The sequence below is a fragment of the Pseudooceanicola aestuariicola genome (assembly GCF_045763785.1).
Classification (GTDB): Bacteria; Pseudomonadota; Alphaproteobacteria; order Rhodobacterales; family Rhodobacteraceae; genus Pseudooceanicola.
This window is the reverse complement of record NZ_JBJGSF010000001.1, coordinates 751401-776104: the sequence shown is the minus strand read 5'-3', so window position 1 is coordinate 776104 and position 24704 is coordinate 751401. Positions and strand designations below refer to the sequence as shown.

23 protein-coding genes are annotated in these 24704 nt (G+C 61.8%); 10 read left to right on the top strand and 13 right to left on the bottom strand.

The window, feature by feature from the left end; translation table 11 throughout:
• The first annotated feature begins 7 nt into the window (after positions 1-7).
• On the top strand, positions 8-1288 hold the full coding sequence (locus ACI3GR_RS03415) for a 3-deoxy-D-manno-octulosonic acid transferase (RefSeq protein ID WP_407492624.1): 1281 nt from the start codon (positions 8-10) through the stop codon (positions 1286-1288).
• A 2-nt stretch (positions 1289-1290) separates the two neighbouring features.
• A complete protein-coding gene (locus tag ACI3GR_RS03410) occupies positions 1291-2331 on the top strand; it encodes a glycosyltransferase family 4 protein (RefSeq protein ID WP_407492623.1) in 1041 nt (346 codons plus the stop codon).
• A 91-nt stretch (positions 2332-2422) separates the two neighbouring features.
• Here the strand turns inward: ACI3GR_RS03410 and ACI3GR_RS03405 are convergent, their stop codons facing one another.
• The 3 genes from ACI3GR_RS03405 to ACI3GR_RS03395 are packed head-to-tail and all read right to left on the bottom strand — an operon-like array spanning position 2423 to position 6634.
• Positions 2423-3586, bottom strand: coding sequence for a M20 aminoacylase family protein (locus ACI3GR_RS03405; protein ID WP_407492622.1), 1164 nt, complete (start codon positions 3584-3586; stop codon positions 2423-2425).
• 15 nt (positions 3587-3601) lie between these two features.
• Positions 3602-4765: an acetylornithine deacetylase gene (gene argE, locus ACI3GR_RS03400; protein WP_407492621.1), complete on the bottom strand. Its 1164-nt coding sequence runs from the start codon at positions 4763-4765 to the stop codon at positions 3602-3604.
• A gap of 3 nt (positions 4766-4768) precedes the next feature.
• Complete coding sequence (locus tag ACI3GR_RS03395; protein ID WP_407492620.1) at positions 4769-6634, bottom strand: ABC transporter ATP-binding protein; 1866 nt, start codon at positions 6632-6634, stop codon at positions 4769-4771.
• Between the two features lie 245 nt (positions 6635-6879).
• Here ACI3GR_RS03395 and ACI3GR_RS03390 point away from each other — a divergent pair, with 245 nt between their 5' ends.
• The 4 genes from ACI3GR_RS03390 to ACI3GR_RS03375 all read left to right on the top strand — a co-directional run bounded on the left by ACI3GR_RS03390 (position 6880) and on the right by ACI3GR_RS03375 (position 11910).
• Entirely contained in the window at positions 6880-8586 is a 1707-nt protein-coding gene (locus ACI3GR_RS03390) for a peptide ABC transporter substrate-binding protein (RefSeq protein ID WP_407492619.1), read from the top strand.
• A gap of 84 nt (positions 8587-8670) precedes the next feature.
• Positions 8671-9678 (top strand): ABC transporter permease, encoded by a 1008-nt coding sequence (locus ACI3GR_RS03385; protein WP_407492618.1) that lies wholly within the window; start codon positions 8671-8673, stop codon positions 9676-9678.
• Positions 9671-10636: an ABC transporter permease gene (locus tag ACI3GR_RS03380; RefSeq protein ID WP_407492617.1), complete on the top strand. Its 966-nt coding sequence runs from the start codon at positions 9671-9673 to the stop codon at positions 10634-10636. Before ACI3GR_RS03385 ends, ACI3GR_RS03380 begins: the two co-directional genes overlap by 8 nt.
• A 218-nt stretch (positions 10637-10854) precedes the next feature.
• Positions 10855-11910, top strand: a complete 1056-nt coding sequence (locus ACI3GR_RS03375; RefSeq protein ID WP_407492615.1) for a YeeE/YedE family protein — start codon at positions 10855-10857, stop codon at positions 11908-11910.
• Position 11911: 1 nt separating this feature from the next.
• On the opposite strand, the gene ACI3GR_RS03370 is transcribed toward ACI3GR_RS03375, so the two are convergent.
• The 6 genes from ACI3GR_RS03370 to ACI3GR_RS03345 form a co-directional block, all read right to left on the bottom strand.
• Positions 11912-12871: a DNA topoisomerase IB gene (locus ACI3GR_RS03370; RefSeq protein ID WP_407492613.1), complete on the bottom strand. Its 960-nt coding sequence runs from the start codon at positions 12869-12871 to the stop codon at positions 11912-11914.
• 3 nt (positions 12872-12874) lie between these two features.
• A complete protein-coding gene (locus tag ACI3GR_RS03365) occupies positions 12875-13084 on the bottom strand; it encodes a hypervirulence associated TUDOR domain-containing protein (RefSeq protein WP_407492611.1) in 210 nt (69 codons plus the stop codon).
• A gap of 196 nt (positions 13085-13280) precedes the next feature.
• Entirely contained in the window at positions 13281-14756 is a 1476-nt protein-coding gene (locus ACI3GR_RS03360) for an NAD(P)(+) transhydrogenase (Re/Si-specific) subunit beta (protein ID WP_407492608.1), read from the bottom strand.
• A 15-nt stretch (positions 14757-14771) separates the two neighbouring features.
• Entirely contained in the window at positions 14772-16346 is a 1575-nt protein-coding gene (locus tag ACI3GR_RS03355) for a Re/Si-specific NAD(P)(+) transhydrogenase subunit alpha (RefSeq protein ID WP_407492606.1), read from the bottom strand.
• Positions 16347-16470: 124 nt separating this feature from the next.
• Entirely contained in the window at positions 16471-16929 is a 459-nt protein-coding gene (locus ACI3GR_RS03350; protein WP_407492604.1) for a methyltransferase family protein, read from the bottom strand.
• Positions 16920-17864: an MBL fold metallo-hydrolase gene (locus ACI3GR_RS03345; protein WP_407492602.1), complete on the bottom strand. Its 945-nt coding sequence runs from the start codon at positions 17862-17864 to the stop codon at positions 16920-16922. Before ACI3GR_RS03345 ends, ACI3GR_RS03350 begins: the two co-directional genes overlap by 10 nt.
• Positions 17865-17982: 118 nt before the next feature.
• Here ACI3GR_RS03345 and ACI3GR_RS03340 point away from each other — a divergent pair, with 118 nt between their 5' ends.
• Entirely contained in the window at positions 17983-18735 is a 753-nt protein-coding gene (locus ACI3GR_RS03340) for an SDR family NAD(P)-dependent oxidoreductase (protein WP_407492600.1), read from the top strand.
• 3 nt (positions 18736-18738) lie between these two features.
• Positions 18739-19128 (top strand): VOC family protein, encoded by a 390-nt coding sequence (locus ACI3GR_RS03335; RefSeq protein ID WP_407492597.1) that lies wholly within the window; start codon positions 18739-18741, stop codon positions 19126-19128.
• A 68-nt stretch (positions 19129-19196) separates the two neighbouring features.
• On the opposite strand, the gene ACI3GR_RS03330 is transcribed toward ACI3GR_RS03335, so the two are convergent.
• Entirely contained in the window at positions 19197-19787 is a 591-nt protein-coding gene (locus tag ACI3GR_RS03330; RefSeq protein ID WP_407492594.1) for a TetR/AcrR family transcriptional regulator, read from the bottom strand.
• Positions 19788-19890: 103 nt separating this feature from the next.
• On the opposite strand from ACI3GR_RS03330, the gene ACI3GR_RS03325 reads away from it, so the two are divergent.
• On the top strand, positions 19891-20352 hold the full coding sequence (locus tag ACI3GR_RS03325) for a (2Fe-2S)-binding protein (protein ID WP_407492592.1): 462 nt from the start codon (positions 19891-19893) through the stop codon (positions 20350-20352).
• A 3-nt stretch (positions 20353-20355) separates the two neighbouring features.
• Entirely contained in the window at positions 20356-22605 is a 2250-nt protein-coding gene (locus ACI3GR_RS03320; protein WP_407492590.1) for a xanthine dehydrogenase family protein molybdopterin-binding subunit, read from the top strand.
• Positions 22606-22664: 59 nt separating this feature from the next.
• Here ACI3GR_RS03320 and ACI3GR_RS03315 read toward each other — a convergent pair whose 3' ends face one another.
• From ACI3GR_RS03315 to ACI3GR_RS03305, 3 genes are all read right to left on the bottom strand, one after another.
• The gene (locus ACI3GR_RS03315) at positions 22665-23216 is read right to left on the bottom strand and encodes a DUF2087 domain-containing protein (protein WP_407492588.1); all 552 of its coding nucleotides are present in this window, start codon (positions 23214-23216) and stop codon (positions 22665-22667) included.
• Between the two features lie 229 nt (positions 23217-23445).
• Positions 23446-24225: a gamma-glutamyl-gamma-aminobutyrate hydrolase family protein gene (locus ACI3GR_RS03310; RefSeq protein WP_407492586.1), complete on the bottom strand. Its 780-nt coding sequence runs from the start codon at positions 24223-24225 to the stop codon at positions 23446-23448.
• Between the two features lie 126 nt (positions 24226-24351).
• Positions 24352-24546: a hypothetical protein gene (locus ACI3GR_RS03305; protein ID WP_407492584.1), complete on the bottom strand. Its 195-nt coding sequence runs from the start codon at positions 24544-24546 to the stop codon at positions 24352-24354.
• Positions 24547-24704 lie beyond the last annotated feature (158 nt).

Below are 24704 nucleotides of genomic sequence, written 5' to 3'. Positions count from 1 at the left end.
GGCCCCAATGCGGGTGCATGGCACTGTTTTCTACCAATTCTATCGTGGAATTGCCGCATTGGCTGCGCCCTTGGTCTGGCGCGTGGTCTCGCGCAAGCTGACCCGTCAGGGTGTTCCCGCAGACCGGCAACGCGAACGGCTGGGATACGCGACCCAAGACCGCCCGGACGGCCCGTTGATCTGGTTTCACGCGGCCAGTGTTGGCGAAAGCCTGTCGATTTTGACGCTTGCTGAGAAGATGCGCGGGCTGCGGCCCGAATGTCAGGTGCTGATCACCTCTGGGACCGCCAGTTCGGCGCAAATTCTTGCGAAACGTCTGCCTGACGGCATGATCCATCAATTCGCGCCATTGGACCAACAGGGCGCCCTGCGTCGGTTTCTGGATCATTGGCGCCCCAACGCCGGTATCTTCGTAGAAAGCGAGCTTTGGCCACAAATGCTGGTCGAAGCCCATGCCGCGAACATCCCGCTGGCGCTTGTCAATGCGCGGATGTCGAAGGCCAGCCTGAAGAACTGGCAGCGGTTCGACCACACGGCCCGCTATCTTCTGGGCCTGTTCCAACTGATCCGAACCCAGGATCGCGCAACCTTGGACGGGCTTTTGGCCATCGGTGCCGATCCGGCCAAGGTGGCCCTTGGGCCCAACCTCAAGGCCGTCGCCGCCCCGCTGCCCATCGATCCAGATCAGCTCTCAGCCCTGCGGTCCACCCTGCCCCGGTCCCGCTGGCTGGCCGCATCGACCCATGAGGGCGAAGAAAAACAGGTGATCAAGGCGCATCTGGCAGCACGCTCTGTTCTGCCCGATCTTCATCTGGTCCTCGCGCCCCGTCATCCAGAGAGAGCCGACGCTATTGCGACAGAGCTGACTGCAGCAGGCCTAAGCGTCGCGCGGCGCAGCGCCGGTGACGCGCCAGATCAGGCGGATGTCTATCTGGCTGACTCCTTGGGGGAAATGGGCCTTTGGTACGCGTTGTGCGACGTGGTGTTCTTGGGCGGGTCCTTCACCGACGCCGGTGGGCACAACCCTTATGAGCCTGCCCAATCCGGATGTGCGATCCTGTGCGGACCAAAGGTGGCCAACTTCGCCGACGTCTACGCCGAATTTGAAGCCGCTCAGGCCGTTACCCTGGTCAAATCCGCCAAGCGCCTTACCACTGCGGTGCAAAGCCTGATCAAAGATGCCGAAGCGCGCAGCATCCAAGGCGCCCGGGCCAAACGACTGGCGACGTCTTCGGGTCAGGACATAGACGATCTGGCGCAGACCCTTCTGACACAGACATTGGGCTGACGATGCCAGAGCTGTTCGTCACCAACTTCAACCGCAATTTCACTGGCGTGTCGGGCACTGCGGCGGGCGTCGTGCGCCATCAGGCCCGGCAGTTCGACATGTGTCTTGTCGGGCATCCGCTGCCCGGCGCGCCTGAACCAATTTCTCGCGCCTTGGCGAAATCCTTGTCGCGCACGCCACCGCAGGGCAAACCCTTCGCCATCTGGCACGTCCGTCGAGACCCCGAAATGATGACGGCGATCTGGGCCCGCGATGTGCTGCGGCTGCCGATCCGGATTGTCTTTACCTCGGCTGCGCAGCGATATCATTCGTGGTTCCCGCGCTGGCTGATCAGCCGGATGGACGCCGTGATTGCCACGACCGACCGTGCCGCCGATTTCGTTCCACACGTGCGCGCCGTGGTCCCGCATGGCGTGGACACCGATCGCTTTCGCCCCGTCGCTGATGGCGCAAAGACCTGGGCGCAGACGGGCTATCCCGGTCAGCGCGGCATCGCCACCATCGGCCGCATCCGCCCGGAAAAGGGAACGGATGTCTTCGTCGACACGGCCCTTCGCGTTCTGCCGGATCACCCCGACACGACCGCATTGATCATTGGCAAGACCAAGTCCAAAGACGCCGCGTTCCTACAAGGCCTCAAGGACAAAATCGCCGCCGCGGGGCTGTCGGACCGTATACTGTTTGTCGGAGAGCTTGGCCCCGACGCCCTTGCCGATCTGTTGCCCCAACTGGATCTGGTGATGCAATTGCCGCGCTACGAAGGCTACGGCCTCGCCCCGCTAGAGGCGATGTCTTGCGGCGTGCCCCTCCTCGCCTCTGACGCCGGCTATTTCCGCGAATTCACCGCGCAAGGTGCCGGAGAGATCGTGCCCCTAGACGACGCCGAGGCCGCCGCACAAAACCTCTCGGCCTTGCTGTCCGACTCTGCGCGATTGGCGACCATGGGGTCGACCGCCCGTCAGGACGCCACCACCCGCTTTTCGATCCACAACGAAGTCGCGGGCATTAACGCGGTCTACGATCAGCTCTGGACCGCGACTTAAAGCACCGCACCTACCCTTCTTTGGTCCCCAAATATCCCTGGGGAAAGGCCCAACGGGCCGGGGGGCAAAGCCCCCCAAACCGCGGTAACGCTTACGCCGCAGGCATCCGCTGCTCGACAATCCCTGCCCACCAGGAACACCCGGCCGGGATCGCCTCATCGTTGAAGTTGTACTTGGGATGGTGGACGTCGGCGCTGTCGCCATTGCCCATGAAGATATAAGCGCCGGGACGCTCTTCCAACATGTAGGAAAAATCCTCACCGCCCATGGTGATCTGCGCCTCACTACAGCTGCCCGCAACCGAGGCCGCGACCGAGGCCGCGAATTCCGTTTGCTCCGGAGAGTTGACGGTCGGCGGGTAGTTGGAGTGATAGATCACCTCAGCCTCGGCCCCAAAGCCTGCGGCAATCGCGGCGGGGATGGATTTGATCTTTTCCTCGGCCAGCTTGCGGTTTTCCGGCGTCAGGGTGCGGATCGTGCCGCGCAGTTCGACCGTGTCAGGGATGACGTTGAACGCCGTGGAAGACGTCTGGAAAGACGTGACCGACACCACGATCGCCTCGACCGGGTCGACATTGCGGCTGGCGATGGATTGCAGGGCGATGACGACGTGAGAGGCCGCCAGCGTTGGGTCGATCGTCAGGTGCGGTTTCGCCCCGTGACCGCCGCGCCCTTTTACCGTGATGGTGAATTCGTCCGTTGCGGCCATCGTCGGCCCGGGACGGATCGCGAATTCGCCGACCGGCAGACCCGGCCAGTTGTGCAGGCCATAGACCTCCTGGATGCCAAAACGCTCCATCATGCCGTCGGCACACATCTCGCGCCCGCCGCCGCCGCCTTCTTCGGCGGGCTGGAAGATCACGACAACCGTGCCGTCGAAATTCCGCGTCTCTGCCAGATATTTCGCAGCGCCCAGCAGCATCGCCGTGTGACCATCGTGACCACAGGCGTGCATTGCGCCCGGCGTTTTCGATGCATATTCCACCCCGGTCTGTTCATGGATCGGCAGCGCATCCATGTCTGCGCGCAATCCGATGACCTTGCCGGATGCGGTGGACTTGCCCTTGATCACACCCACGACGCCGGTGCGGCCAAGGCCTGTCACGACCTCTTCGCAGCCGAATTCCTTCAGCTTCTCTTTGACGACCTTCGAGGTGCGGAAAGTGTCGAACAGGATCTCGGGGTTTTCGTGCAGGTCACGGCGCCATTCCGTGATCTCGGGCAGTAGTTCGGCAAAGCGGTTCTTAACGGGCATTTGTGCCTCCTTTGTTTATTGGTTCAGACGGTCCAAGAGGCGGCGCATGAAGTCATGGCCTGCGTTGAACTGGTCGATTTCGATGAATTCGTCAGGCTGATGCGCCTGTTCAATATTGCCCGGGCCACAGACCACGGAATCAAACCGGTGCGCCTGAAAATAGCCTGCCTCGGTGCCGTAGCTGACCACATGGCGGGCGTTATCGCCGGTGATCTGGCGCACCAGAGTTTCCGCCGGTCCACCGGGTTCGCTGAAAAGGCCGGGGCCGGCAAACCGCTCGGTCACTTCGATCCAAGCGTCGGGATGGATGGCTTTCATGCCCGCCTCGACCTCGGCCACCTTGTCCATGATGCGTTTGCGCCAGGCCTCAGGGTCATCGCCGGGGGCGACGCGGATCGAAAAGACGAACTCGCAATCCTTGGCGGTGATGTTATGCGCCGTGCCGCCTTCGATCATGCCCACGTGCAGGTTGGACCAGGGAGGTTCGAACAGAGCGTTGATTTCGTTGGGTTCTGCGGCGGCGCTTTCGGCGTTCACCTCGTTCGCCCATTGGATCAGCCGCGCGCCTTCCATGATCGCAGATACGCCACGATGCGACAGGGACGAATGGATTTCGTAGCCATGGAAATGCATCGTCCAGGCCATGCCGCCCTTGTGGCCGGTGACGGCCTGCATAGTGGTGGGTTCGCCGATGATCGCCGTGCTGGCGCGGGGGAATTTATCGGACGCATCGCGTAACAATGGGTCCGCGCCCACAAGGCCGATTTCCTCGTCATAGGTCAGCGCCAGTTGCAGCGGACGCGTCGTGCCGTTTGTCTGCGCTTCGACCACGGCCCAGATGGCCAGCGCGTCAAACCCCTTCATGTCGCAGCACCCGCGGCCGTAGTACCGCCCGTCGCGTTCGGTGACAGTGAAAGGATCGCTGGCCCATTTTTGACCATCGACTGGTACCACGTCGGTATGGCCCGACAGGATCACCCCGCCCTCTTCCATCGGGCCTGCGTGCGCCCAAAGGCCTGCCTTGGGCTCATCCGCGTGCAGGTGGCGGAAGGTCTGGACGCCGTGGCTGGTCAGGTAGTCCTCGACCCAGTCGATCAGGGGTAGGTTCGTATCGCGGGAAACGGTGGGGAAGCTGACCAGCTTCTCCATGATTTCATAGGGCGTTAGTTTGCTTGGCATGTCTTAGTAGCCGCTGTCCGTCGTCAATACGAAGTGATCCTCGCCCACACGTTGGTAAACGGATGGTTCAGGGCGGTAATCCAGATCGTGAATGGGCGACGGGATGGGTTTGAAGTTCAATTCTTTTTCCGATTTGCGCCGATCGGGGTCGGCGATCGGAACCGCCTTCATCAGCGCCTGAGTGTAGGGATGTTGCGGGTTTTCGAACACCGCCTGCCGGGACCCGATTTCCACGATCCGGCCCAGATACATCACGCCGACCCGGTGGCTGACGCGTTCTACGACCGCCATGTCGTGACTGATAAACAGGTAGGACAGGCCCAGTTCAGCCTGAAGCTCCATCATCAGGTTGATGACCTGCGCCTGCACGCTGACATCCAGTGCCGAGACGGCTTCATCCGCGACAATCAGCTTTGGGTTCAAGGCCAGCGCGCGGGCGATGGCCACACGCTGACGCTGCCCGCCTGAGAGTTCGTGCGGATAGCGGCGCATGAAGCTGCGCGGCAGGTGGACCCGGTCAAAGAGCATCGCGATGCGATCCTCCATCGCCTGCCCTTTCAGCGTATTGTAGTTCCACATCGGTTCGGCCACCTGATCGCGCAGCATCATCTGCGGGTTCAGCGACGCAAAGGGATCCTGAAAGATCATCTGCATGTCCAACCGCGCCTTACGCAGGTCGGACTGGTTCAGCGCCATGATGTCCTTGCCGTCCAGCCTGATCTCGCCCGAGTTCGGCTCGACCAGTCGCAGCAACGACCGTCCGGCGCTGGATTTGCCGCAGCCGGATTCCCCGACAAGGCTAAGCGTCTGGCCCTTGTTCACCGTGAACGACACGTCCTCGACCGCATGAACCTGTGCGATGGTGCGGCGGAAGAAACCGCCTTTCACCGGAAAGCGCGTGGTCAGGTTCTTCACCTCCAGCAACACCTCATCGGTGCCGGGAATGGGCTTGACCTCGGAAGATTCGACACCGACCAGCTTCATCGGTTCGGGCGCGGATTTGCTGGTCATTTCGCCCAATTTCGGAACGGCGGCCAGCAAAGCTTTGGTATAATCGTGCTGCGGATTGTTGAAAATTTCAGCAACCGGGCCTTCTTCGACCTTATTTCCGCGGAACATGACGACCACGCGGTCAGCCATTTGCGCAACGACGGCCATGTCATGCGTGATAAACATCACTGCCGTGCCAGTTTCGCGCTTGAGACGATCCATCAGGGCCAGAATCTCTGCCTGAATGGTCACGTCCAGCGCGGTGGTCGGCTCGTCCGCGATCAACAACCGCGGCTTACAGGCCAGCGCCATTGCGATCACCACACGTTGCCGCATCCCACCCGAAAGCTCGTGCGGATATTGCTTCATCCGGCGCTCTGGCTCGGGGATACGGACCTCTCGCAGCAGTTCGATGGCGCGGGCGGTCGCCTCGTCTTTGGACATGTCCATATGCAGGCGCAGGCCCTCGGTCAGTTGCCGCCCGATGGTGAAGACCGGGTTCAGGGCTGTCATCGGTTCCTGAAAGATCATGCCGATTTCATTGCCGCGGATCGTGCGCATAAGCCCCTGATCCGCATTGGCAATATCGAACTCTCCGCCCTTGGAGCGATCAAAGAACATGTGGCCGCCTGCGATCGTACCGCCGCCATATTCGATCAGCCGCATCAGCGACAGCGACGACACCGATTTGCCCGACCCGGATTCGCCCACGATGCAGACCGTCTCTCCGGGCTGGACGGAAAACGAAACATCCTCGACCCCAAAGACCTCTCCGTCCTTGGTCTGGAACGACACCTTAAGGTTTTCGATCCGAACGATCGGGTCCTTGGCCCCAGCTTTGGCGGCCGGGTGATCTGCGGGCGGTGTCTGATCCAGCATGGCGTGTTCCTGTCGGTAGATGCCCGACGCTAGCGACGGTTTGCGCAAAATGTCAAACGCAGCACAAAGCTTACCCAGCGTCCGCCGTTCACCGGGCTTGCAATTTTAACCAAACCCCTTTTCGATGAATACACCCGCGCGGTGAATCTAGATCAATTGTTCTGGGTTCCGGGCCAACGCCCAGCCCCGCGACCCCGCCGCGTCACCGAAAGAAGTGGCCGGTCAGTCCAACGATGGAGAGATGAATGAAACTCAGAACCCTGCTTCTCGGCGCTGTTGCCGTTTCCGGGATGGCCCCCATGGCCATGGCCGAACGCGGCGCCGACGGCCACGTCAATATTATCTATTGGCAGGCCCCGTCGATCATGACGCCTTACCTGTCTTCGGGTACGAAAGACATCGAAGCGGCCTCGATGGTTATCGAACCGCTGGGTCGTTTCGACCAAGACGGCAACATGGTGCCCTATCTGGCCCAGGAAATCCCGACCATCGAAAACGGTGGCGTGACCGAAGATCTCAAGCAAATCACCTGGAAGCTGAAAGAAGGCCTGCTGTGGTCCGATGGCACGCCCGTCACCTCGGCTGACGTGGCCTTTACTGCGGAATACTGCATGCATCCCGAAGGCGGCTGTGCGCAGCTGGCCAAGTTCGAAGGCATTTCGTCCATCGAAACCCCGGATGACCTGACTGTCGTGGTGAACTTTACCGAACCCAAGCCGAACCCCTATCAGGCGTTCATGGGCGGCCAGTCCCCGATCATCCAGAAAGCACAGTTCCAAGACTGCCTTGGCCCCAAAGCACCCGAGTGTACTGAGGCGAACTTCAACCCCATCGGCACCGGCCCCTTCATGGTCACCGATTTCCGTCCGAACGACGTGATCTCGATGGAAGCGAACCCCAACTATCGTGACCCGGCCAAGCCCGCGTTCGCGACCGTGACCTTCAAAGGTGGCGGCGATGCGGCCGCAGCCGGTCGTGCCGTGATGGAAACGGGCGAATTCGACTACGCCTGGAACCTGCAGCTGGCCCCCGAAGTCATCGAAGAGATGGCCAAAGGCGGCAAGGGCACGCCCGTGTCCGCATTCGGTACGCTGGTTGAGCGGATCGAGATGAACATGACCGATCCGTCGCCCGACCTGCCGGAAGGCGAACGTGCGACTGCCAAGCACCCCCACCCGATCCTGTCGGACATGCGCGTGCGTAAGGCGCTTTCCATGGCAATCGACCGTCCGCTGCTGGTGGAAATCGGCTACGGCCAAGCGGGTCGCCCGACCTGTAACCTGGTGCCCGCACCGGAAATCTATGCCTCTGACAACACCGAGTGTCTGACGCAGGATATCGAAGGCGCGAAGGCTCTGCTGGAAGAAGCAGGCTGGACCGACACCGATGGTGACGGCATCCGCGAAAAAGACGGCATGGAGCTGTCGCTGACCTACCAGACCTCGACCAACGCCGTGCGTCAGGACTTCCAAGCCCTGATCAAACAGTGGTGGAGCGAGATCGGCGTTGAAACCGAACTGCGCAATATTTCGGGTTCGGTCTTCTTCGGTGGTGACCCGGGTTCGCCCGACACCTTCCAGAAGTTCTATGCGGACGTGGAAATGTACGCGAACAACTTCGACGGCACCGACCCCGAAGCCTATCTGGCGCAGAACACCTGCGAAAAGGCCCCGCGGCCTGAAACTCAGTGGCAGGGCGAAAACATCAACCGTTTCTGCAACGAAGAGTTTGACGCAATGGTCGCCGAACTTGGCAAAACGGGCGAGCTGGATAAGCGCGCAGAGCTGGCCAAGAAGCTGAACGACATGATCACCAAGGACAGCTACGTCAAAGTTCCGCTGGTGGATCGTGGCCGTGTGTCCGCACACTCCAACACGCTTGGTGGCGTTGTTCTGAATACCTGGGATTCGGAACTGTGGAACGTCGCTGACTGGTACCGCATCGACGGATGATGCTGACCGGGGGCTGTCTGGCTCCCGGCCAATCGTAGGGTGGGGCCCGTCCCCACCCTACCCTTATTCAGACGGGCTCCCTGAATGCTGACATTCACGATCCGACGGCTCATTCTGGCCGTACCGACCCTCTTGTTTATTTCGCTGGTGATTTTCGGACTGCTGCAACTGGCCCCGGGCGATCCGATGGCGCAGGTGCCGCTGACCGTGCCGCCAGAGGTCAAACAGAAGATGCGCGAAGCGCTTGGACTGGGCGACGCTTGGTACATCCAGTACTGGAAATGGCTGCGTCAGTTTTTCTGGGTCGAGCCCCGCGTGCTTTTTGACGCGATTTTCGGCACCTCTTGGGCCGAGGGCGAATTGCGCGCGCTTAGCTGGCAGACCCGGTCGCCGATCATGGACATCGTCGTGCAGCGCCTGCCCCAGACTCTCTGGGTTGTCGGCACGGCCTACGTGGTCGCAGTTCTGATCGCCCTGCCCATCGGCATCTATTCTGCCTACCGCCAATATTCACTGTTCGACAACGTCGGGACCTTCGTGTCGATGATCGGCTTTTCCGTCCCGCCGTTCTTCTCGGGCGTGCTGGTGATCGTGATCTTCTCGGTCAACCTTGGCTGGTTCCCGTCGATCTATGACACGACCCACAAGGTGGTCGACTGGGATACCTTCGTCATCCAGTTGCAGCAGATGATCATGCCGGTGATGGTGCTGGCCCTGCAGATCACGGCGCAGATCGCGCGGTTCATGCGGGCGTCGATGCTGGACAACCTGAACCAAGATTACGTGCGCACCGCACGGGCCAAGGGTTTGGGCGAAAAGGTCGTCGTTCTTAGCCACGTGCTGCGCAATTCGATGATCCCCGTGGTCACGGTGATCGCCCTTGGCATTCCGTCGATCTTTGGCGGCGCGATCATCACCGAACAGGTGTTCAAGGTGAACGGGATCGGTCAGCTTCTGATCACCGCCATTCAGGCCAATGACCTGCCGATGGTACAGACCCTGACCTTCATCTTTGCCGTGCTCATCGTGCTCTTCAACCTGATCGCCGATGTGCTTTACGGCATCCTAGACCCACGGATCCGCTATGACTGAGCCTAACAGCCCCCATATCGAACCCGGTCCCGGAGAGGCGCAGGCCGCCGACGTGCTGACCTCGCCCCTGCCCCAGACCCCACCGCGCAGCCAGTGGGCCGAAGTCTGGAGCCAGTTCCGCCACCACAAGGGTGCCATGGCTGGCGGCGTCGTCTTCCTGCTGATCGTCCTCCTGGTCTTTATCGGGCCGCTTCTCTGGCCACTGGATGCGACCTACATCGACATCCGCTCCCGGAACCAAGGTCCCAGCCTTGCGCATCCTTTCGGCACTGACCAACTGGGCCGGGATATGCTGGCCCGGCTGATGGCAGGCGGTCAGGTGTCGCTGTCGGTGGGCATCACGGCGATGCTGCTGGCGCTGTTCCTCGGGTCGCTGGTCGGAGTACTGGCGGGATACTTCAAAGCGCTCGACAACCTGCTGATGCGAACGACGGACCTGTTCCTAGCCCTGCCTCTGCTGCCCCTTCTGCTGGTCATGGTTCTGCTGTTCCGTGAACCGCTCAGCGGGGCGTTCGGGCCCGAGACGGGGATCTTCATCCTGATCGTGGTTGCCATCGGCGTGACCTCTTGGATGCCCACGGCGCGGATTGTCCGGGGCGACGTGCTGGCCCTGAAGGAACGCGAATTCGTTCTGGCCGCGCGGTCCATCGGGACGACGAACACCAAGATGGTCATGCGACACATCCTGCCGAACGTGATCTCTCCGATCGTGGTGTCGGCCACGCTTGGCATCGCCAATGCGATCATCACTGAATCCGCGTTGTCCTTCCTAGGCCTCGGCTTCCCGCCGGATTTCCCAACATGGGGGCGGCTGCTGTTCGACGCGGTCGATTACATGCAGCAGAACCCGGAACGGGTGATCATGCCGGGCCTAGCCATCTCCCTGACCGTTCTTTCGGTGAATTACTTGGGTGACGGCTTGCGCGACGCGTTGGACCCGCGCATCCGAGGCCGCTAAGCGCCGTCCGATATGCAAATAAGGCCGGGGTTCCGCCCCGGCCTTATTCGTTGTGATGGTTGTCCGGCCAGTACGGGCGCTTTGGACCACATATCCAAGAATTGCGCCACATGCGGGACAATGTCCCGCGCAACCCAAACAATCAGATGATTGAATAGCTTGATATGACCCCAGGTCACGGCATATCGGGAAAATATCCCGTTCTGCAGGAGCATCCCATGTTCGAATCCTTCGGCTTTGAAAATCTGACCCCGCAACAGGCCAGCGTCTGGTTCGCCCTCGCCCTTGGCCTTGCCTTCGGCGTTCTGGCTGCGATCACGCGCTTCTGCTTCCGGCGCGCGCTGATTGGCGACGATGCCCGCGCGGCGCGGGGTGTCTGGGCGCTTGCCCTGGCCGTGGCGGTCATCGGCACGCAAGCTGCCGTGCTGACCGGGCTGATTGATTTCGCAGGTCACCGCTACGTCGCCTCCTCGGTCCCCGTTCTGGCCATCGCCATCGGTGGGCTGTTGTTCGGCGCGGGCATGATCCTGACTCGTGGCTGCGTGTCCCGACTGGTGGTCCTGACGGGCAGCGGCAACCTGCGCGCGCTTCTGGTTCTCGCTGTCTTCGCCGTCGTCGCCCACGCAACGCTCAAAGGTGTGCTGGCCCCGCTGCGCACTTCTCTGGCAACCGTGACCCTGCCTGCAGGCGACTATGGTACTCTGGCGGCCCTGCCCGGTGGAGCCGTCCTTTGGTCCGCAATTCTGGCCGCTATCGCGCTGGCCTTCGTCCTGCGCTCTGGCAACGGTATCGGCACGCTGGTTCTGGCGGCGGCCCTTGGTGCGCTGGTGCCCATGGGGTGGGTCGGCACGGGCTTTATCCTTTATGATGAGTTTGACCCGATCACCCTTGAAAGCCTGTCTTTCATCGCCCCTATGACCGAAGGCCTGTTCTGGACCATCGCCTCGACCGCCGTACCCGCAGGCTTCGGCACCGGCCTGATCGGCGGCGCACTGTTGGGCGGCGTTTTGTCGGCCCTTCTGTCGCGTCAGTTCGAATGGCAAAGCTTCCAGACCCCGGCACAGACCGGTCGCTATATCGTTGGGGCTGCACTGATGGGCTTTGGTGGCGTGCTGGCAGGCGGCTGCACGATCGGTGCGGGTCTTGCTGGCGTGCCGACGCTTGGCGTCTCGGCCCTGCTGGCGCTGCTGTTCATCGGGATTGGTGGCGTCGTGGCCCACCGTCTGCTGGATGCGCGGGCCACCTCGACCGCAGCCGTCCAACCGGCTGAATGATCTAGCCGATCAGCTTTAGCAGGCCGGTTTCGGCCTTGGTCAACCCGCGCCGGGCCTCCTGCAGCGGGTTTTCCTTTTTGCCCGCCAGATCGATCACCTTGGGGTGGATATAGGAATTCCGCGCCACGGTCGGCGTATTCGCCAAGGCGTCCGACGCGGCCTCTGCCATGGCTTTGATCGTGCAGGCCTCGCCCTCGGCCTGATGCACCTGAAACGCGGCACGGCTGCCGGCCCAAGTGCGGAACGTTTTGGCCGAGGCCTCCTCACACCCTTTCACGTCCGTCAGGTATTCGTTCAACGCAGTAGAGGACACGCGCCGCACCTCTCCGGCATCGTCCACCCAAGTGAACAGCTCTGCCCCCGGCAGATCACGCGCGGCCTGAAGGACCCGCATCAGCCGTTTTGATCGCACAACCCGCTGCGCCTTGCGCCCGCCCTTGGCCGTCCACGTCAGGCGCAGCGCGCCGTCCACTAGGCGCACATGCCGCCGCTGTAGGGTCGTTGCGCCATAGGTGCCGTTTTCGCTGGCATAGGCCGCAGTACCGACCCGAATAGCGGTCTCATCAATCAACAGCAGCGCCGCCGCCAGCGCGAACCTCTCGTCCCCGACGTCCCGGTTCGCAAGATCGCGCGCGATGCGATCCCGGACGCGTGGCAAGGCCTCTCCGAATTCAGGCAGGCTATCGTATTTCTCGGCCGATTTCGCGGCGGACCAATCCGGGTGATAGCGGTATTGCTTGCGACTGCGAGCATCATAGCCCGTCGCCCACAAGTGCCCGTTTTCCAGCGGCGACATCCAGACATCCTCGTAGGCCGGTGGCACGGCCATCGCCTCAAGCCTCCGCCGTTCCGGTCCGCGCGCGATGGTCGTGCCATCCGGCGCGCGATAGGTGAACCCGCGCCCGTGCCGCGCACGCGTGATCCCAGGCCTGTTGTCAGGATAATAAGTCAGCGCCGCCATGGCTCAGGCCCGCTCGACCTCGGATTTCAGCTTCAGGACCTTGTCGCCATCGTCCTGCTGGATCAGGTAGGCCGGGTTGTCGTCGCTACCTTTGCGCGTCACCTCTTCCCCCTTCAGCGTCCGCGTGACCTCACGGTGAAACACCTCTTCGACCTCACCGGTCGCTTCGCCGTTTCCCCAGTTCCATTTCACGTTCGTGCCTTCGCGGATCATCGCAGCCTCCTTCACAACTGGGAAAGAAACCCGCGGGCATGGCGCCCAGTTCCCCAGCCCCTTTCAGCTTGACGAAAATATCCTGGGGGAGGAGCCGCAGGCTCCGGGGGCAAAGCCCCCTCTTGCCACATACCCGCGCCCCCAACGCAAAAGGGCGACCCGAAGGCCGCCCCTTTCCCAAATCTCAGGCCAAAGATCAGTCGATCTTGGCCAGCAGCGCGCCGATCGAATCCTTCGCGTCGCCGTAGTACATCCGCGTGTTGTCCTTGTAGAACAGCGGGTTCTCGATACCGGAATAACCGGTCCCCTGACCACGCTTGGACACGAACACCTGCTTGGCTTTCCAGCATTCCAGAACCGGCATCCCCGCGATGGGCGAATTCGGGTCTTCCTGCGCGGCAGGGTTCACGATGTCGTTCGACCCGATCACGATGACCACGTCCGTATCGGGGAAGTCGTCGTTGATCTCGTCCATTTCCAGAACGATGTCGTAAGGCACCTTGGCTTCGGCCAGCAGCACGTTCATGTGGCCCGGCAGACGGCCTGCAACGGGGTGGATGGCGAACCGCACTTCCTTGCCCTTTGCGCGCAGCTTGCGGGTCAGTTCGGCCACGTTCTGCTGGGCCTGAGCAACCGCCATACCATAGCCGGGGATGATGATGACGCTGTCGGCTTCGTCCAAAGCCTGCGCCACACCGTCCACGTCGATGGGCTTTTGTTCGCCCTCGACTTCCATCGCCGGACCCGTGGTGCCACCAAAGCCACCCAAGATCACGCTGATGAACGACCGGTTCATAGCCTTACACATGATGTAGGACAGGATCGCGCCCGAAGAGCCGACCAGCGCGCCCACAACGATCAGAAGGTCGTTGCCAAGCGAGAAGCCGATCGCCGCCGCAGCCCAGCCCGAATAGGAGTTCAGCATCGAGACAACCACTGGCATGTCCGCGCCGCCGATCCCCATGATCAGGTGATAGCCGATGAACAGCGCTGCGATGGTCATGATCGCCAGCGGCAGGAACCCACCGGTGGAGGCGTACCAGAACAGGCAGATGGCCGAAATGATCGCCGCCGCCGCGTTCAGCATGTGACCGCCGGGCAGCTTTTGCGCAGCCGACGTCACCTTGCCGGCCAATTTGCCATAGGCAATGACCGACCCGGTGAAGGTCACCGCCCCGATGAAGATACCCAGGAACAGTTCGACCTTGAGGATCCCAAGCTCGACGCTGTCTTTCTTGGCGATCAGCGCGGCAAAGGTGCCAAAGTCCTGATCGGCCATCCAGGCTTTCATGCCCGCCGCGTTCAGCGACGTGGGCGCGGTCGCCATGATCTCGGCCACGCGGTTCATTTCGATATGCGCGTTAAAGCCGACGAAGACCGCCGCCAGACCGACCAGAGAGTGCATGGCAGCGACCAGCTGCGGCATCTCGGTCATTTCGACCTTCTTGGCCACGTACATGCCGATGACGCCGCCACCTGCGATCAACAGGACCGACAGCAGCCACAGGCCCGATCCGGGACCGATCAGCGTGGCAAACACCGCCAGCGCCATGCCGACGATACCGTACCACACGGCGCGTTTTGCAGATTCCTGCCCGGAGAGGCCCCCGAGAGACAGGATGAAGAGGACAGCCGCGACCACATAGGCCGCCGTGGTGAATCCGTAATCCATGATCCCCGCCTTTCCTTAAGATTTCTGGAACATGGCGAGCATGCGCCGTGTCACGAGGAAGCCGCCGAAGATGTTGATCCCGGCCATAAAGACCGACAACGCCGCCAGCAGGATCACCAGCCAAGAGCCCGAGCCGATCTGCATCAGCGCGCCCAGAATGATGATCGACGAGATCGCGTTCGTCACGGCCATCAGCGGCGTGTGCAGCGAATGGCTGACGCCCCAGATCACCTGGAAGCCGACGAAAACGGCCAGAACGAACACGATGAAGTGCTGCATGAAGCTTGCCGGGGCCACCAGCCCCACGGCCAGCAGCAAAACGGCACCGACACCCAGCAGGGTAACCTGCTGCTTGGTCTGCGCCTTGAAGGCTGCCACTTCCTGCGCGCGCTTTTCTTCGGGCGTCAGTTCGGGGGCTTTTTCCTTGGGCTTTTGGGCGGCGATCGCGGCCACTTTGGGCGGCGGCGGCGGCCAGGTGATTTCGCCCTTGTGGGTCACGGTCGCGCCGCGGATCACGTCGTCGTCCATGTTGTGATCGACAACGCCGTCTTTTTCCGGCGTCAGGTCGGTCATCATGTGACGGATGTTCGTGGCGTAAAGCGACGAAGACTGCGTGGCCATACGCGACGGGAAATCGGTGTAGCCGATGATGGTCACGCCATTGTCGGTCACGATCTTTTCGTCGGCGACGGTCAGTTTGCAGTTACCGCCTTTTTCGGCTGCAAGATCGACGATGACCGAACCGGGCTTCATGGCCTTGACCATGTCCTCGGTCCACAGCTCGGGCGCTTCGCGGTTCGGGATCAGCGCGGTGGTGATCACGATGTCCATTTCGGGCGCCAGTTCGCGGAACTTGGCCAGCTGTGCTTCGCGGAATTCCGGCGAAGAAACAGAGGCATAGCCGCCAGTGGCCGCGCCGTCCTGCTGTTCTTCCTCGAAATCCAGATAGACGAATTCAGCGCCCATGGATTCGACCTGTTCGGCCACTTCGGGGCGCACGTCGAAGGCGTAGGTCACGGCGCCCAGCGACGTGGAGGTCCCGATGGCGGCCAGACCGGCCACACCGGCACCGACGACCAGAACCTTGGCGGGCGGCACTTTACCGGCGGCAGTCACCTGACCGGTGAAGAAGCGGCCAAAGTTGTTACCCGCTTCGATCACGGCACGGTAGCCGGCGATGTTTGCCATGGACGACAGGGCATCCATTTTCTGCGCGCGCGAAATACGCGGCACCATTTCCATCGCGATGACGGTGGCACCCTTGGATTTCGCCAGTTCCATCCCCTGCTCGTTTCCGGCGGGGTTAAAGAAGGAAATCAGCGTCTTGTCAGCGGTCAGGCGCTTCAGCTCGGTCTCGTTCGGCTGGCGCACCTTGGCAATGATGTCGACTTCTTTCCAAAGCGCGGCGGCGGTTTTGACAACCGTAACCCCCGCATCTTCGTACATTTTGTCGGCAAAGCCCGCGTTGGCCCCTGCCCCTGCTTCGATAAAGCATTCATGCCCAAGCTTCTGAAGCTGGGCGGCCGAGTCCGGCGTCATCGCCACTCGGTTTTCGCCTTCGAAGACTTCTTTCGGCGTTCCGATTTTCACCTGTGTCGTCCCCCTCTGAACAACTGGATTTCGTAATGCGGAATTTTCCGCATCAAAATTTGCAAGCCGCGCAAGATTATTGCGCGGACGATCTCAACCGATTTGCCCGTTCTGCAGCGCAGAGTCAAACCCATCTGCGGGTCTTTTGGCAGTACCGTGCGAAATCAGCACGGAACTTCCGCCGAAGTCCATCCTCTTCGGGAATGATAAAGCGGGTTTCGATCACCCAGATGAAAATCGGCACCAAGGCAAGGCTGGGTACGGCATCCCAATACAGGATAAACCCGGCCAGTACCAACGCATCCCCCAGATAGATCGGATTACGCGACCGGCTGAAGATCCCTGTCGTCACTAGGTGATCCGCCTCGCGGTGCGGGATGACGGTGGTGCGCTGCCGCACCATTTCGTAGACGGCCAAAGCCATCAGAACTAGGCCCGCGCCGACCAGCAGCCCACCCAAAAGATCAGCCCACGCGCCGCCAAAGCCCAGCCGCAGCGACAAATACTCCGACTGCGCCCAGGCAAGGACCAGCGCTAGGGCCAGCCAGACCGGCGGGATATCAATCCAACGCCTTATTCCCATTCCATTTCCTCGTACACGCGGCCCGCGTTCTTGGTGGCCAGTTCTTCGAAGGTATCCAAGTGGGCGTAGGGTGACTGATCGACATAATAGGCCCCGGACAGGTCACCCCCATCGTCGATATGTTCCCCCACCTTTTTGCGCAAATACACTAGATAATCATGGGTGTAGCGCCGCACCTGCGCAAGGTTGGTGGGATGGCCGTGGCCGGGGATCACATAGGTGGGGGCCAGCGGCTCCATCTTGGTTTCCCACGTCTCGATCCAGCACTTCACGCAAGCACCCGCAAAGATGGGCGGCATGCGTTCGTGAAACGCGATATCGCCCGCGATCAAGATCTCCCATTCGGGGATCCAGACCTGCGTGTCGCCGGGGCCATGGGCGGGGCCCATGTGCATGACCTCGATCTTCACGCCGCCCATTTCGATGTCATATTGGTCTGAAAATGAAAGGTTCGCTGGCACCACGGTGGTGCCTTCGGCCTTGTCACGGTTATAGCGCTGCATTCCCTGCAGGATGAAATCGCCCTCTTCCTCGACCTCTTCGATGGCCTCTTCGTGCGCCAGAATGTCGACCCCCTGCTCGGCCCAGTAGGAATTGCCCAGCATCGCGTGACCTTGACCGTTTTCATTGATCACCAGTTTCACTGGCTGATCGGTGATCGCCTTAATCTCATCATGCAGCGCATTGGCCAGACGGTAAGACGCGCCGCCATTGATGACGATCACGCCGTCCCCGGTGACGATGAAGCTGAGGTTGTTGTTGTGCCCCGAATTCTCGTAAGTCGGCGGGGCAGTGGCGCCAATAGCGCTGAAGACATGCGGGATGACCTCGACCGGTTTCGAATAAAGCTCGGACTGCGGGTACTGGTCGGGGATGTCTTCGCTGGCGGTCGCGGCGGTGGCGGCAAGCAACAGGACGGGGATCAGGTGTTTCATGGTGGCTCCTCCTTTGTTCAACGTATTCACAAATGCGAATGAAAGGCAATCGCTTGCGCTTTGGCGGGGCCGGGCTAATGTCCTGCGGAACTAATTTCCGCAAATGGGAGGAGCGGCCATGATGCTTTCAGGAAAACACGCGATCGTCACGGGCGGCGGCACCGGCATCGGGCTGGCCATCGCACGGGCGCTGGTGGCCGAGGGCGCGCAGGTGACGATCACCGGGCGTCGGCTTGAGGTGCTGCAAGAGGTGGCCGATGACGGCATGCACCCGATGGTCATGGACGTCACCGACGAAGACCAGATCATCCGCGTCATGGCCGACGCAGTCGAGGCACGCGGCCCGATCCAGATCTGCGTGGCCAACGCCGGGATCGCCGAGGGCAAGAAGCTGCACAAGACCGACTCTGCCTTCTGGCGCAAGATTATGACCACAAACCTCGACGGCTGTTTCTACACCGTGCGCGAGGCGCTGAAGTCGATGATGACCACCGACTGGGGCCGCTGCATTGCGGTGTCATCGATCGCGGGTGTACGCGGGTCTGCGGGGGCCGGAGCCTATGCGGCCTCCAAACACGGCGTGCTGGGTATGATGCGTTCCTTTGCCGAGGACTTTCTGGAAGCGCCCTACACCTTCAATTCGATCTGCCCCGGCTATGTCGATACGCCCATCGTTACGCGCAACACCGACTCGATTTCCCAGCGTGCAGGCGTCAGCGAAAAAGAGGCGCGCGATATGATGGTGAACCTGAACCGTCATAAGAAGCTGATCACGCCAGAAGAGGTTGCGGCCTCTGCCGTCTGGCTGTGCAACCCGCTGTGTGAAAGCGTCAACGGGACCGAAGTGCTGATTGGCGGCGGCCAGGTCTAGGCGGTGACTGGCGCGCTAAGCCATATCCGGGCGATTGATTACACAGTGATCTTTACCCGTGATCTGGACGGGATGCGCGCGTTTTACGCCGATATCATGGGGTTCCGGTTCACCCGGGCCCTCACCCCGCGCTGGCTGGAACTGACTGTGGGCGCGCAGACCCTCGCGCTGTTCGATCCGGGCGATGATGCGGACCTCGCTGCGCGCCCGGCCCTGCAACTGGCGTTCCGGGTGCCGCCGGACGCGGTAGCAGAATGTGCGACAGAGCTTGAGGCCAAAGGCGTCAGTCTTGATCGCCCCGTCACAGATCAGCCCTTTGGCCACCGGACCATCTTTTTCAGTGATCCCGATGGCAACCGTTTGGAAATCTATGCCGAAATTGACCCCGCGTAGGGTGGGTTTTTAACCTACCGACACCGCAGCCATTTAGCCCACGCCATTATGGTGGTTACAAACCCACCCTAAGGGGCCAGCGCCCGGGCCATCAGATCGGCATAGACCTTCAATCGCGCTGTATAATCCGCATAGCTTTGGGCCAGCATCTTCTGGCCATGCTGACCTGCGATGATACTTTGCGCCGCCTCTGCCGCGCCACCCTCAGGCAAGCGGACACGCCCAGCGGCCTCTTCCTGCGCCAGCCAGTCCGTCCAGATCGACGCGATCCGGGCATTGCCCGCGGCGGTTGCATCTTCGGCCTCTCCGGCTTTCATCGACAAAAGTTCTTCGCCGTGCGGGCTGTCCAGCAGCGCCTGCGCCAGACCACCGGTCGAGGCCGCACAGGCCTGTTGCAGCGCCTCATCCAAGGGACGCGCGGGTGTCAGCGCCTTGGTCAGGCTGTCGGCCGCGACATCGAAATAGGCCTGCACCCCATGCACAAGGATATCCTCTTTGTTGCGAAAGTGCTGATAGATCGCTGCGCGCGACATGCCAGCCGTCTTCGCGATATCCTCCATCGAGGCGCGTTTAAAACCGTATAACGCAAAGACCGATAGGGCAGCGTTCAGGATACGACCCTTTTTTTCGTCAATATCTGGAAGGAGTTGCACGTTCATGCATGACTCTGTGACAGATTATGACCAAATTGTCAATTGACGCGCTGACACTTTTGATGCATTTTGTCAAAAAGTAAAAGCAGTTCAGCGAAGGGATGATTCCATGGCCAGACTGACGATCAACGGCGCCCCCCAAGATATCGACCTACCGGACGAGGTGCCCCTGCTGTGGGCGCTGCGCGATGGGCTGAACATGACCGGAACGAAATTCGGGTGTGGCGTCGCGGCCTGCGGGGCCTGCACGGTGCATATCGACGGCCAAGCCGTTCGATCCTGTCAGGTTGCGCTTGGCGATGTCTGGGGGGACGTGACGACGATCGAAGGTCTGGGCACACCCGACGCCCCAGCCGCGCTGCAACAGGCATGGGTCGATCATCAGGTGGCGCAATGTGGTTACTGCCAGTCGGGCCAGATCATGCAGGCCGCCGCACTGCTGGCCGAAACGCCAAATCCCACGGATGAAGAGATCGACATTGCCATGTCCGGCAACCTTTGCCGCTGTGGCACCTACCCCCGTATCCGCGCCGCCATCCACGATGCCGCCGCCAAAATGCAGGAGGCGTAACCCATGTCCCGTATCGGAAAAATCGCCCGCCGCACGTTTTTGATCGGCACCGCCGCCATCGCCGGGGGCGTCGCCTTTGGTGTCTACGCCGCGCGCAAACCGGCGCCCAATCCGCTGGACCCCACCGACGGTCAGGTGGCGCTGAACCCCTTTATCCTTGTCGATGGCGACGGCGTCACGGTGATCGTGCCCAAGGCCGAAATGGGTCAGGGTGTGCAGACCACTTGGGCCACGCTGGCCGCAGAAGAACTGGATATGGACCCGGCCGATCTGCGCATCGAACACGGGCCTCCGGGAAAGGCCTATTACAACCGCGGGATGGGGGCACAGATGCTGCCCGTCGCCGATTACAAACTGTCGGGCTGGCAGGAAACGCTGGGGCAGAACATGTCCGTCATGGGCAAGTTCTTCGGGCTTCAAGTCACTGGCGGATCGACCTCGACCGCCGATGGGTTCGAAAAGATGCGCCATGCCGGTGCCTCGGCCCGAGAGACGTTGAAAGAAGCCGCGGCCCAGCGGCTGGGGGTCTCTCGGTCCGATCTGAAGACCGAAGGCGGCGCGGTGATCGCGCCCGATGGCACCCGCATCGCCTATGGTGAGCTTGCCGAAGACGCGGCAGAGATTGAACCTATTGTCGCTGACCTGCGCCCGCGCAGCGCCTGGACCAAAATCGGTCAAAGCCAGCCGCGCCACGACCAGATGCCCAAAGCCACGGGCACGGCGGAATTTTCGCTGGATATCCGTCTGCCGGGCATGAAGTTCGCCGCGCTGAAGCGGAACCCCTATCAAGGCGGCGCGATGCGCAGCTTTGACGCGGGCGAGGCACTGGCCGTGCCGGGCGTCGAGGACGTTATCGATCTGGGCGATGGGGTGGCGGTGATCGCCAATAACTCTTGGTCAGCCATGCAGGGGGCCGATGCGGTCAGTTTCGACTGGGCCGAAAGCTCTTACCCCGCGACCAGTGACGAAATCTACGCCACCTTGCGCGACGCGATGGAGGGGGATGCGAACTCTACCCTGCTGGACCGTGGCGACGTGACCACCCTGCCCGAGGGCGCGACAGAGGTAACGGCAGGCTATCAGGTGCCATTCCTTGCCCATGCGCAGATGGAACCGCTTAGCGCGACAGCCATCCATCACGGCGACCGGATGGAGATCTGGTCGGGCAACCAAATGCCGATCCAATGCCGCACCGCCGCCGCCGAAGAGGCCGGGCTGGAGGAAGAGGCCATCGACATGCGCACGACGCTGATGGGCGGTGGCTTTGGGCGGCGGGGGTACACCGATTTCACTCGTTTTGCCGCGCGGCTGGCGACCAAGATGCAGGGCACGCCCGTACAGCTGATGTGGTCACGCGAGGAAGACATGACGCACGACTACTATCGCCCCGCCGCGGTGTCTTCTTTCCGTGGGGCGGTCAAGGACGGTAAGGCCGTGATGCTGGATGGCCGTATCTCGGCCATCAACGCCACCGCGTCTTTCATGGAGATCATCTTGGGCATGGTCCCCGGCGGTCCCGACAAGATCACCGTCGAAGGAGCTTTCGATCAGCCTTATGGCATCCCCAACGCTCGTATCCGTGGCTACCTGAGCGATCACCGCATGATGCCGCCTGTAGGTCCCTGGCGGTCGGTGGGCGCGTCGATCAACGGGTTTTTCTTTGACAGCTTCATGGACGAAATGGCCCATGCGGCCGGTGCCGATCCGCTGGAATTCCGGCTGGAGTTGATGAAGGCCGAAGACGAACGGTCGGCCGCCGTGCTGGAGGCCGTGCGCGAGGCGTCGGGCTGGACCGGCCAGACGCCTGATGGCGTAGGCCGGGGCGTTGCCTTCTGCCACAGCTTCGGCACCCCTGTGGCCGAAGTGATTGAGGTCCAGCAGACGGATGCGGGCATCAAGATCGCCAAGGCGTGGATCGCCGCAGATGTGGGGACGGCGCTGGACCCGCAGAACATCCGGGCGCAGTTGTTTGGCGGCATGGCCTATGGCCTGTCGGCGGCGCTGCACCAGCAGATCACCTTTGCAGATGGCGCCGCGGAACAGCAGAACTTTTACGACTACGACGCGATCCGGATGAACACGATGCCCGAGGTGGTGGACATTCGCATTCTGGAAAACGGCCACCGGATCAGCGGTATTGGCGAACCGGGCACGCCCCCTGCCCCTGCGGCTTTGGCGAACGCGCTGTTTGACCTGACGGGCAAGCGGGCGCGGAGCCTGCCGCTGGCGGATCAGTTCGATTTTGTCGTCTGAGGGGGTCGGAAAAGGTCAAAGGGCGCGGAGGTTCCGCGCCCTTTTTTATTGAACGCCCGTTAGGCCATTGCGACCCGCGCCGCCCGCCGGGATTTCAGACGGGCGATCAGGTCGCGCGCCTCGGCGGGTGGTTCATGCTCTACGCGTCGGTATTCCGACCCGTCCGTCGTACGGATCAGCAGCCTGTTCGCGATCATCGTCCGGCGCAACGTTGCCGCGTCGGTGAACAGATGTTCTGCGTTTAGCGCGGCGTTCACCTGTTTTTCGGTCAATGGCGTTTGGGACGGGACCACCGCCCACAGGGCATAAAGCGCCAAGGTCTGGACCGCGCGTCGGGATGGCCATTGCTTTAGACGGCCCTGCCCATCGAACTGGTGCAGGGTCCGTTCGATCGGGCGATGATCGATCTGCTGCGGCGGCGCCTCTGCTGGCAACCGATTGGCGGCCGCCTGCGTGGCGCGCAGGTGCTGGACGTTCTGATACCCGGCGGCGCGGGCCAGCATATTCATCAAGCTAAGGTGCGATGGGGCGGAGTCGCCCAACTGCCGCGACAAGTGGCGGGCAAAGGTCGACAAATCGTCCGTCGCAAGGGGAAGAGGCGTTCTGGTCATACTGCATCCGTTTCCGGCGCCGGCCAATATCGCTGGTCGCTGACTTGACGATGCGGCGCCTTAGGACTGCGGAACCGTTTCGCGTGATGTGGCAGGTTTAGCTTGGACCCATCCGGGTTCAGCGACGCCTCGGGAACTGCCAACCGTGGGCAAAGGATAAGTGGCCCCGCGGCGATTGCCAAGCCGTGGTCTTCGCGCTGTGGCTTTTGCGTCGGGCTGCCCGACCCGATCAGGCGATCTTGGCCAACGGCACTGGTTCGCGCCGGGTCATCCACGCGCGGGCCGCTTCGCCGAAAGCGGCGAACAACGGCCGGGAGACGGGATCCATTCCGGCGTTGAATTCGGGATGCCATTGCACCGAGAGCGTAAAGCCGGGGGCGTCTTTGACATAGGCCGCTTCGGCCGTGCCATCGGGCGCATAGCCGTCGATGACGAACCGTTCGCCAGCCCGGATCACGGCCTGACCGTGCAGCGTGTTGGTCATCACCTCGGTCGCACCGAAAAGTTTGTGGAAGGGTCCGCCTTCGCTCACCGTCACCTTGTGGCGCAGGGCAAAACGTTCTTCGACCGTGCCGACGGGGGGCATCCGGTGGTTCATGCGGCCTTCGACATCGCGAATTTCCGGATGAAGGGCAGAGCCGAAAGCTACCGCGACCTCTTGGAACCCGCGGCAGATGCCAAGGATCGGCTGGCCGCGTTCGGCACAGGCGCGCACCAGAGGAAGCGTGATCGCGTCGCGGGCGCGGTCGAAATCACCATGCGCATCGGTGGCGGGTTCGCCGTATTCTTCGGGGTGAACGTTGGGGCGGCCGCCGGTCAGAACGAAGCCATCGAAGTTTTCCAGCAAGTCCTCGACCGAACATAGGCGCGGGTCGGCAGGGATCAGCAGGGGCAGACCGCCAGAGACCTCGGCCACCGCTTCGGAATTCATCACACCGCCCGCGTGCGTGCGGTAGGTGTCGTTGATGATGTGAAGGTTGGTAATAATGCCGATGCGGGGGCGTGCCATAGTGCGAGCCTTTCTTGGACTGCCACACTATATACACGCATCCCCGCCGGGCTGGAATGGCGCTGACTGTGCGTCAGCGCGAAGACGGGCAGCTATGCCCGTCAATTGTGCAACAGGTCTGCCGGGTCATTCACCCGCGACTTCGGCACCGGTGCGGGTATCGACCTGCGTCGCCGCGCCTTCGGGGCCATCATCATTGGTGGCAGTGAAGGTGATCGCGGCGCCCATTGCGGCGCCAAAAGCGACGGCGGCCAAGATGCCCCAGATCGGGAAACGGTGCTTTTCGGCTTGGCGTTCGACATTGGTGGTCGGTGCAGACATGATTTGGTCCCTTTGTATAACTATTTCCCTATATGAACGCACAAAGGGCCCGGGTGGTTCAGTTTAATTTGATGCGCCCATCGCCACGGCAGGCGGCGCGACCCCTTGCATCCCCCTGCCCCGGCTGGGACAAGTTAGGCCAACGAATTGGAGGCCGG

What these genes read in the sequence shown, in the direction of transcription:
- ACI3GR_RS03415 (WP_407492624.1), top strand. Translation starts at nt 8, where the DNA reads ATGCGGGTGCATGGCACTGTTTTCTACCAATTCTATCGTGGAATTGCC.
- ACI3GR_RS03410 (WP_407492623.1), top strand. Translation starts at nt 1,291, where the DNA reads ATGCCAGAGCTGTTCGTCACCAACTTCAACCGCAATTTCACTGGCGTG.
- ACI3GR_RS03405 (WP_407492622.1), bottom strand. Translation starts at nt 3,586, where the DNA reads ATGCCCGTTAAGAACCGCTTTGCCGAACTACTGCCCGAGATCACGGAA.
- argE (WP_407492621.1), bottom strand. Translation starts at nt 4,765, where the DNA reads ATGCCAAGCAAACTAACGCCCTATGAAATCATGGAGAAGCTGGTCAGC.
- ACI3GR_RS03395 (WP_407492620.1), bottom strand. Translation starts at nt 6,634, where the DNA reads ATGCTGGATCAGACACCGCCCGCAGATCACCCGGCCGCCAAAGCTGGG.
- ACI3GR_RS03390 (WP_407492619.1), top strand. Translation starts at nt 6,880, where the DNA reads ATGAAACTCAGAACCCTGCTTCTCGGCGCTGTTGCCGTTTCCGGGATG.
- ACI3GR_RS03385 (WP_407492618.1), top strand. Translation starts at nt 8,671, where the DNA reads ATGCTGACATTCACGATCCGACGGCTCATTCTGGCCGTACCGACCCTC.
- ACI3GR_RS03380 (WP_407492617.1), top strand. Translation starts at nt 9,671, where the DNA reads ATGACTGAGCCTAACAGCCCCCATATCGAACCCGGTCCCGGAGAGGCG.
- ACI3GR_RS03375 (WP_407492615.1), top strand. Translation starts at nt 10,855, where the DNA reads ATGTTCGAATCCTTCGGCTTTGAAAATCTGACCCCGCAACAGGCCAGC.
- ACI3GR_RS03370 (WP_407492613.1), bottom strand. Translation starts at nt 12,871, where the DNA reads ATGGCGGCGCTGACTTATTATCCTGACAACAGGCCTGGGATCACGCGT.
- ACI3GR_RS03365 (WP_407492611.1), bottom strand. Translation starts at nt 13,084, where the DNA reads ATGATCCGCGAAGGCACGAACGTGAAATGGAACTGGGGAAACGGCGAA.
- ACI3GR_RS03360 (WP_407492608.1), bottom strand. Translation starts at nt 14,756, where the DNA reads ATGGATTACGGATTCACCACGGCGGCCTATGTGGTCGCGGCTGTCCTC.
- ACI3GR_RS03350 (WP_407492604.1), bottom strand. Translation starts at nt 16,929, where the DNA reads ATGGGAATAAGGCGTTGGATTGATATCCCGCCGGTCTGGCTGGCCCTA.
- ACI3GR_RS03345 (WP_407492602.1), bottom strand. Translation starts at nt 17,864, where the DNA reads ATGAAACACCTGATCCCCGTCCTGTTGCTTGCCGCCACCGCCGCGACC.
- ACI3GR_RS03340 (WP_407492600.1), top strand. Translation starts at nt 17,983, where the DNA reads ATGATGCTTTCAGGAAAACACGCGATCGTCACGGGCGGCGGCACCGGC.
- ACI3GR_RS03330 (WP_407492594.1), bottom strand. Translation starts at nt 19,787, where the DNA reads ATGAACGTGCAACTCCTTCCAGATATTGACGAAAAAAAGGGTCGTATC.
- ACI3GR_RS03325 (WP_407492592.1), top strand. Translation starts at nt 19,891, where the DNA reads ATGGCCAGACTGACGATCAACGGCGCCCCCCAAGATATCGACCTACCG.
- ACI3GR_RS03320 (WP_407492590.1), top strand. Translation starts at nt 20,356, where the DNA reads ATGTCCCGTATCGGAAAAATCGCCCGCCGCACGTTTTTGATCGGCACC.
- ACI3GR_RS03315 (WP_407492588.1), bottom strand. Translation starts at nt 23,216, where the DNA reads ATGACCAGAACGCCTCTTCCCCTTGCGACGGACGATTTGTCGACCTTT.
- ACI3GR_RS03310 (WP_407492586.1), bottom strand. Translation starts at nt 24,225, where the DNA reads ATGGCACGCCCCCGCATCGGCATTATTACCAACCTTCACATCATCAAC.
- ACI3GR_RS03305 (WP_407492584.1), bottom strand. Translation starts at nt 24,546, where the DNA reads ATGTCTGCACCGACCACCAATGTCGAACGCCAAGCCGAAAAGCACCGT.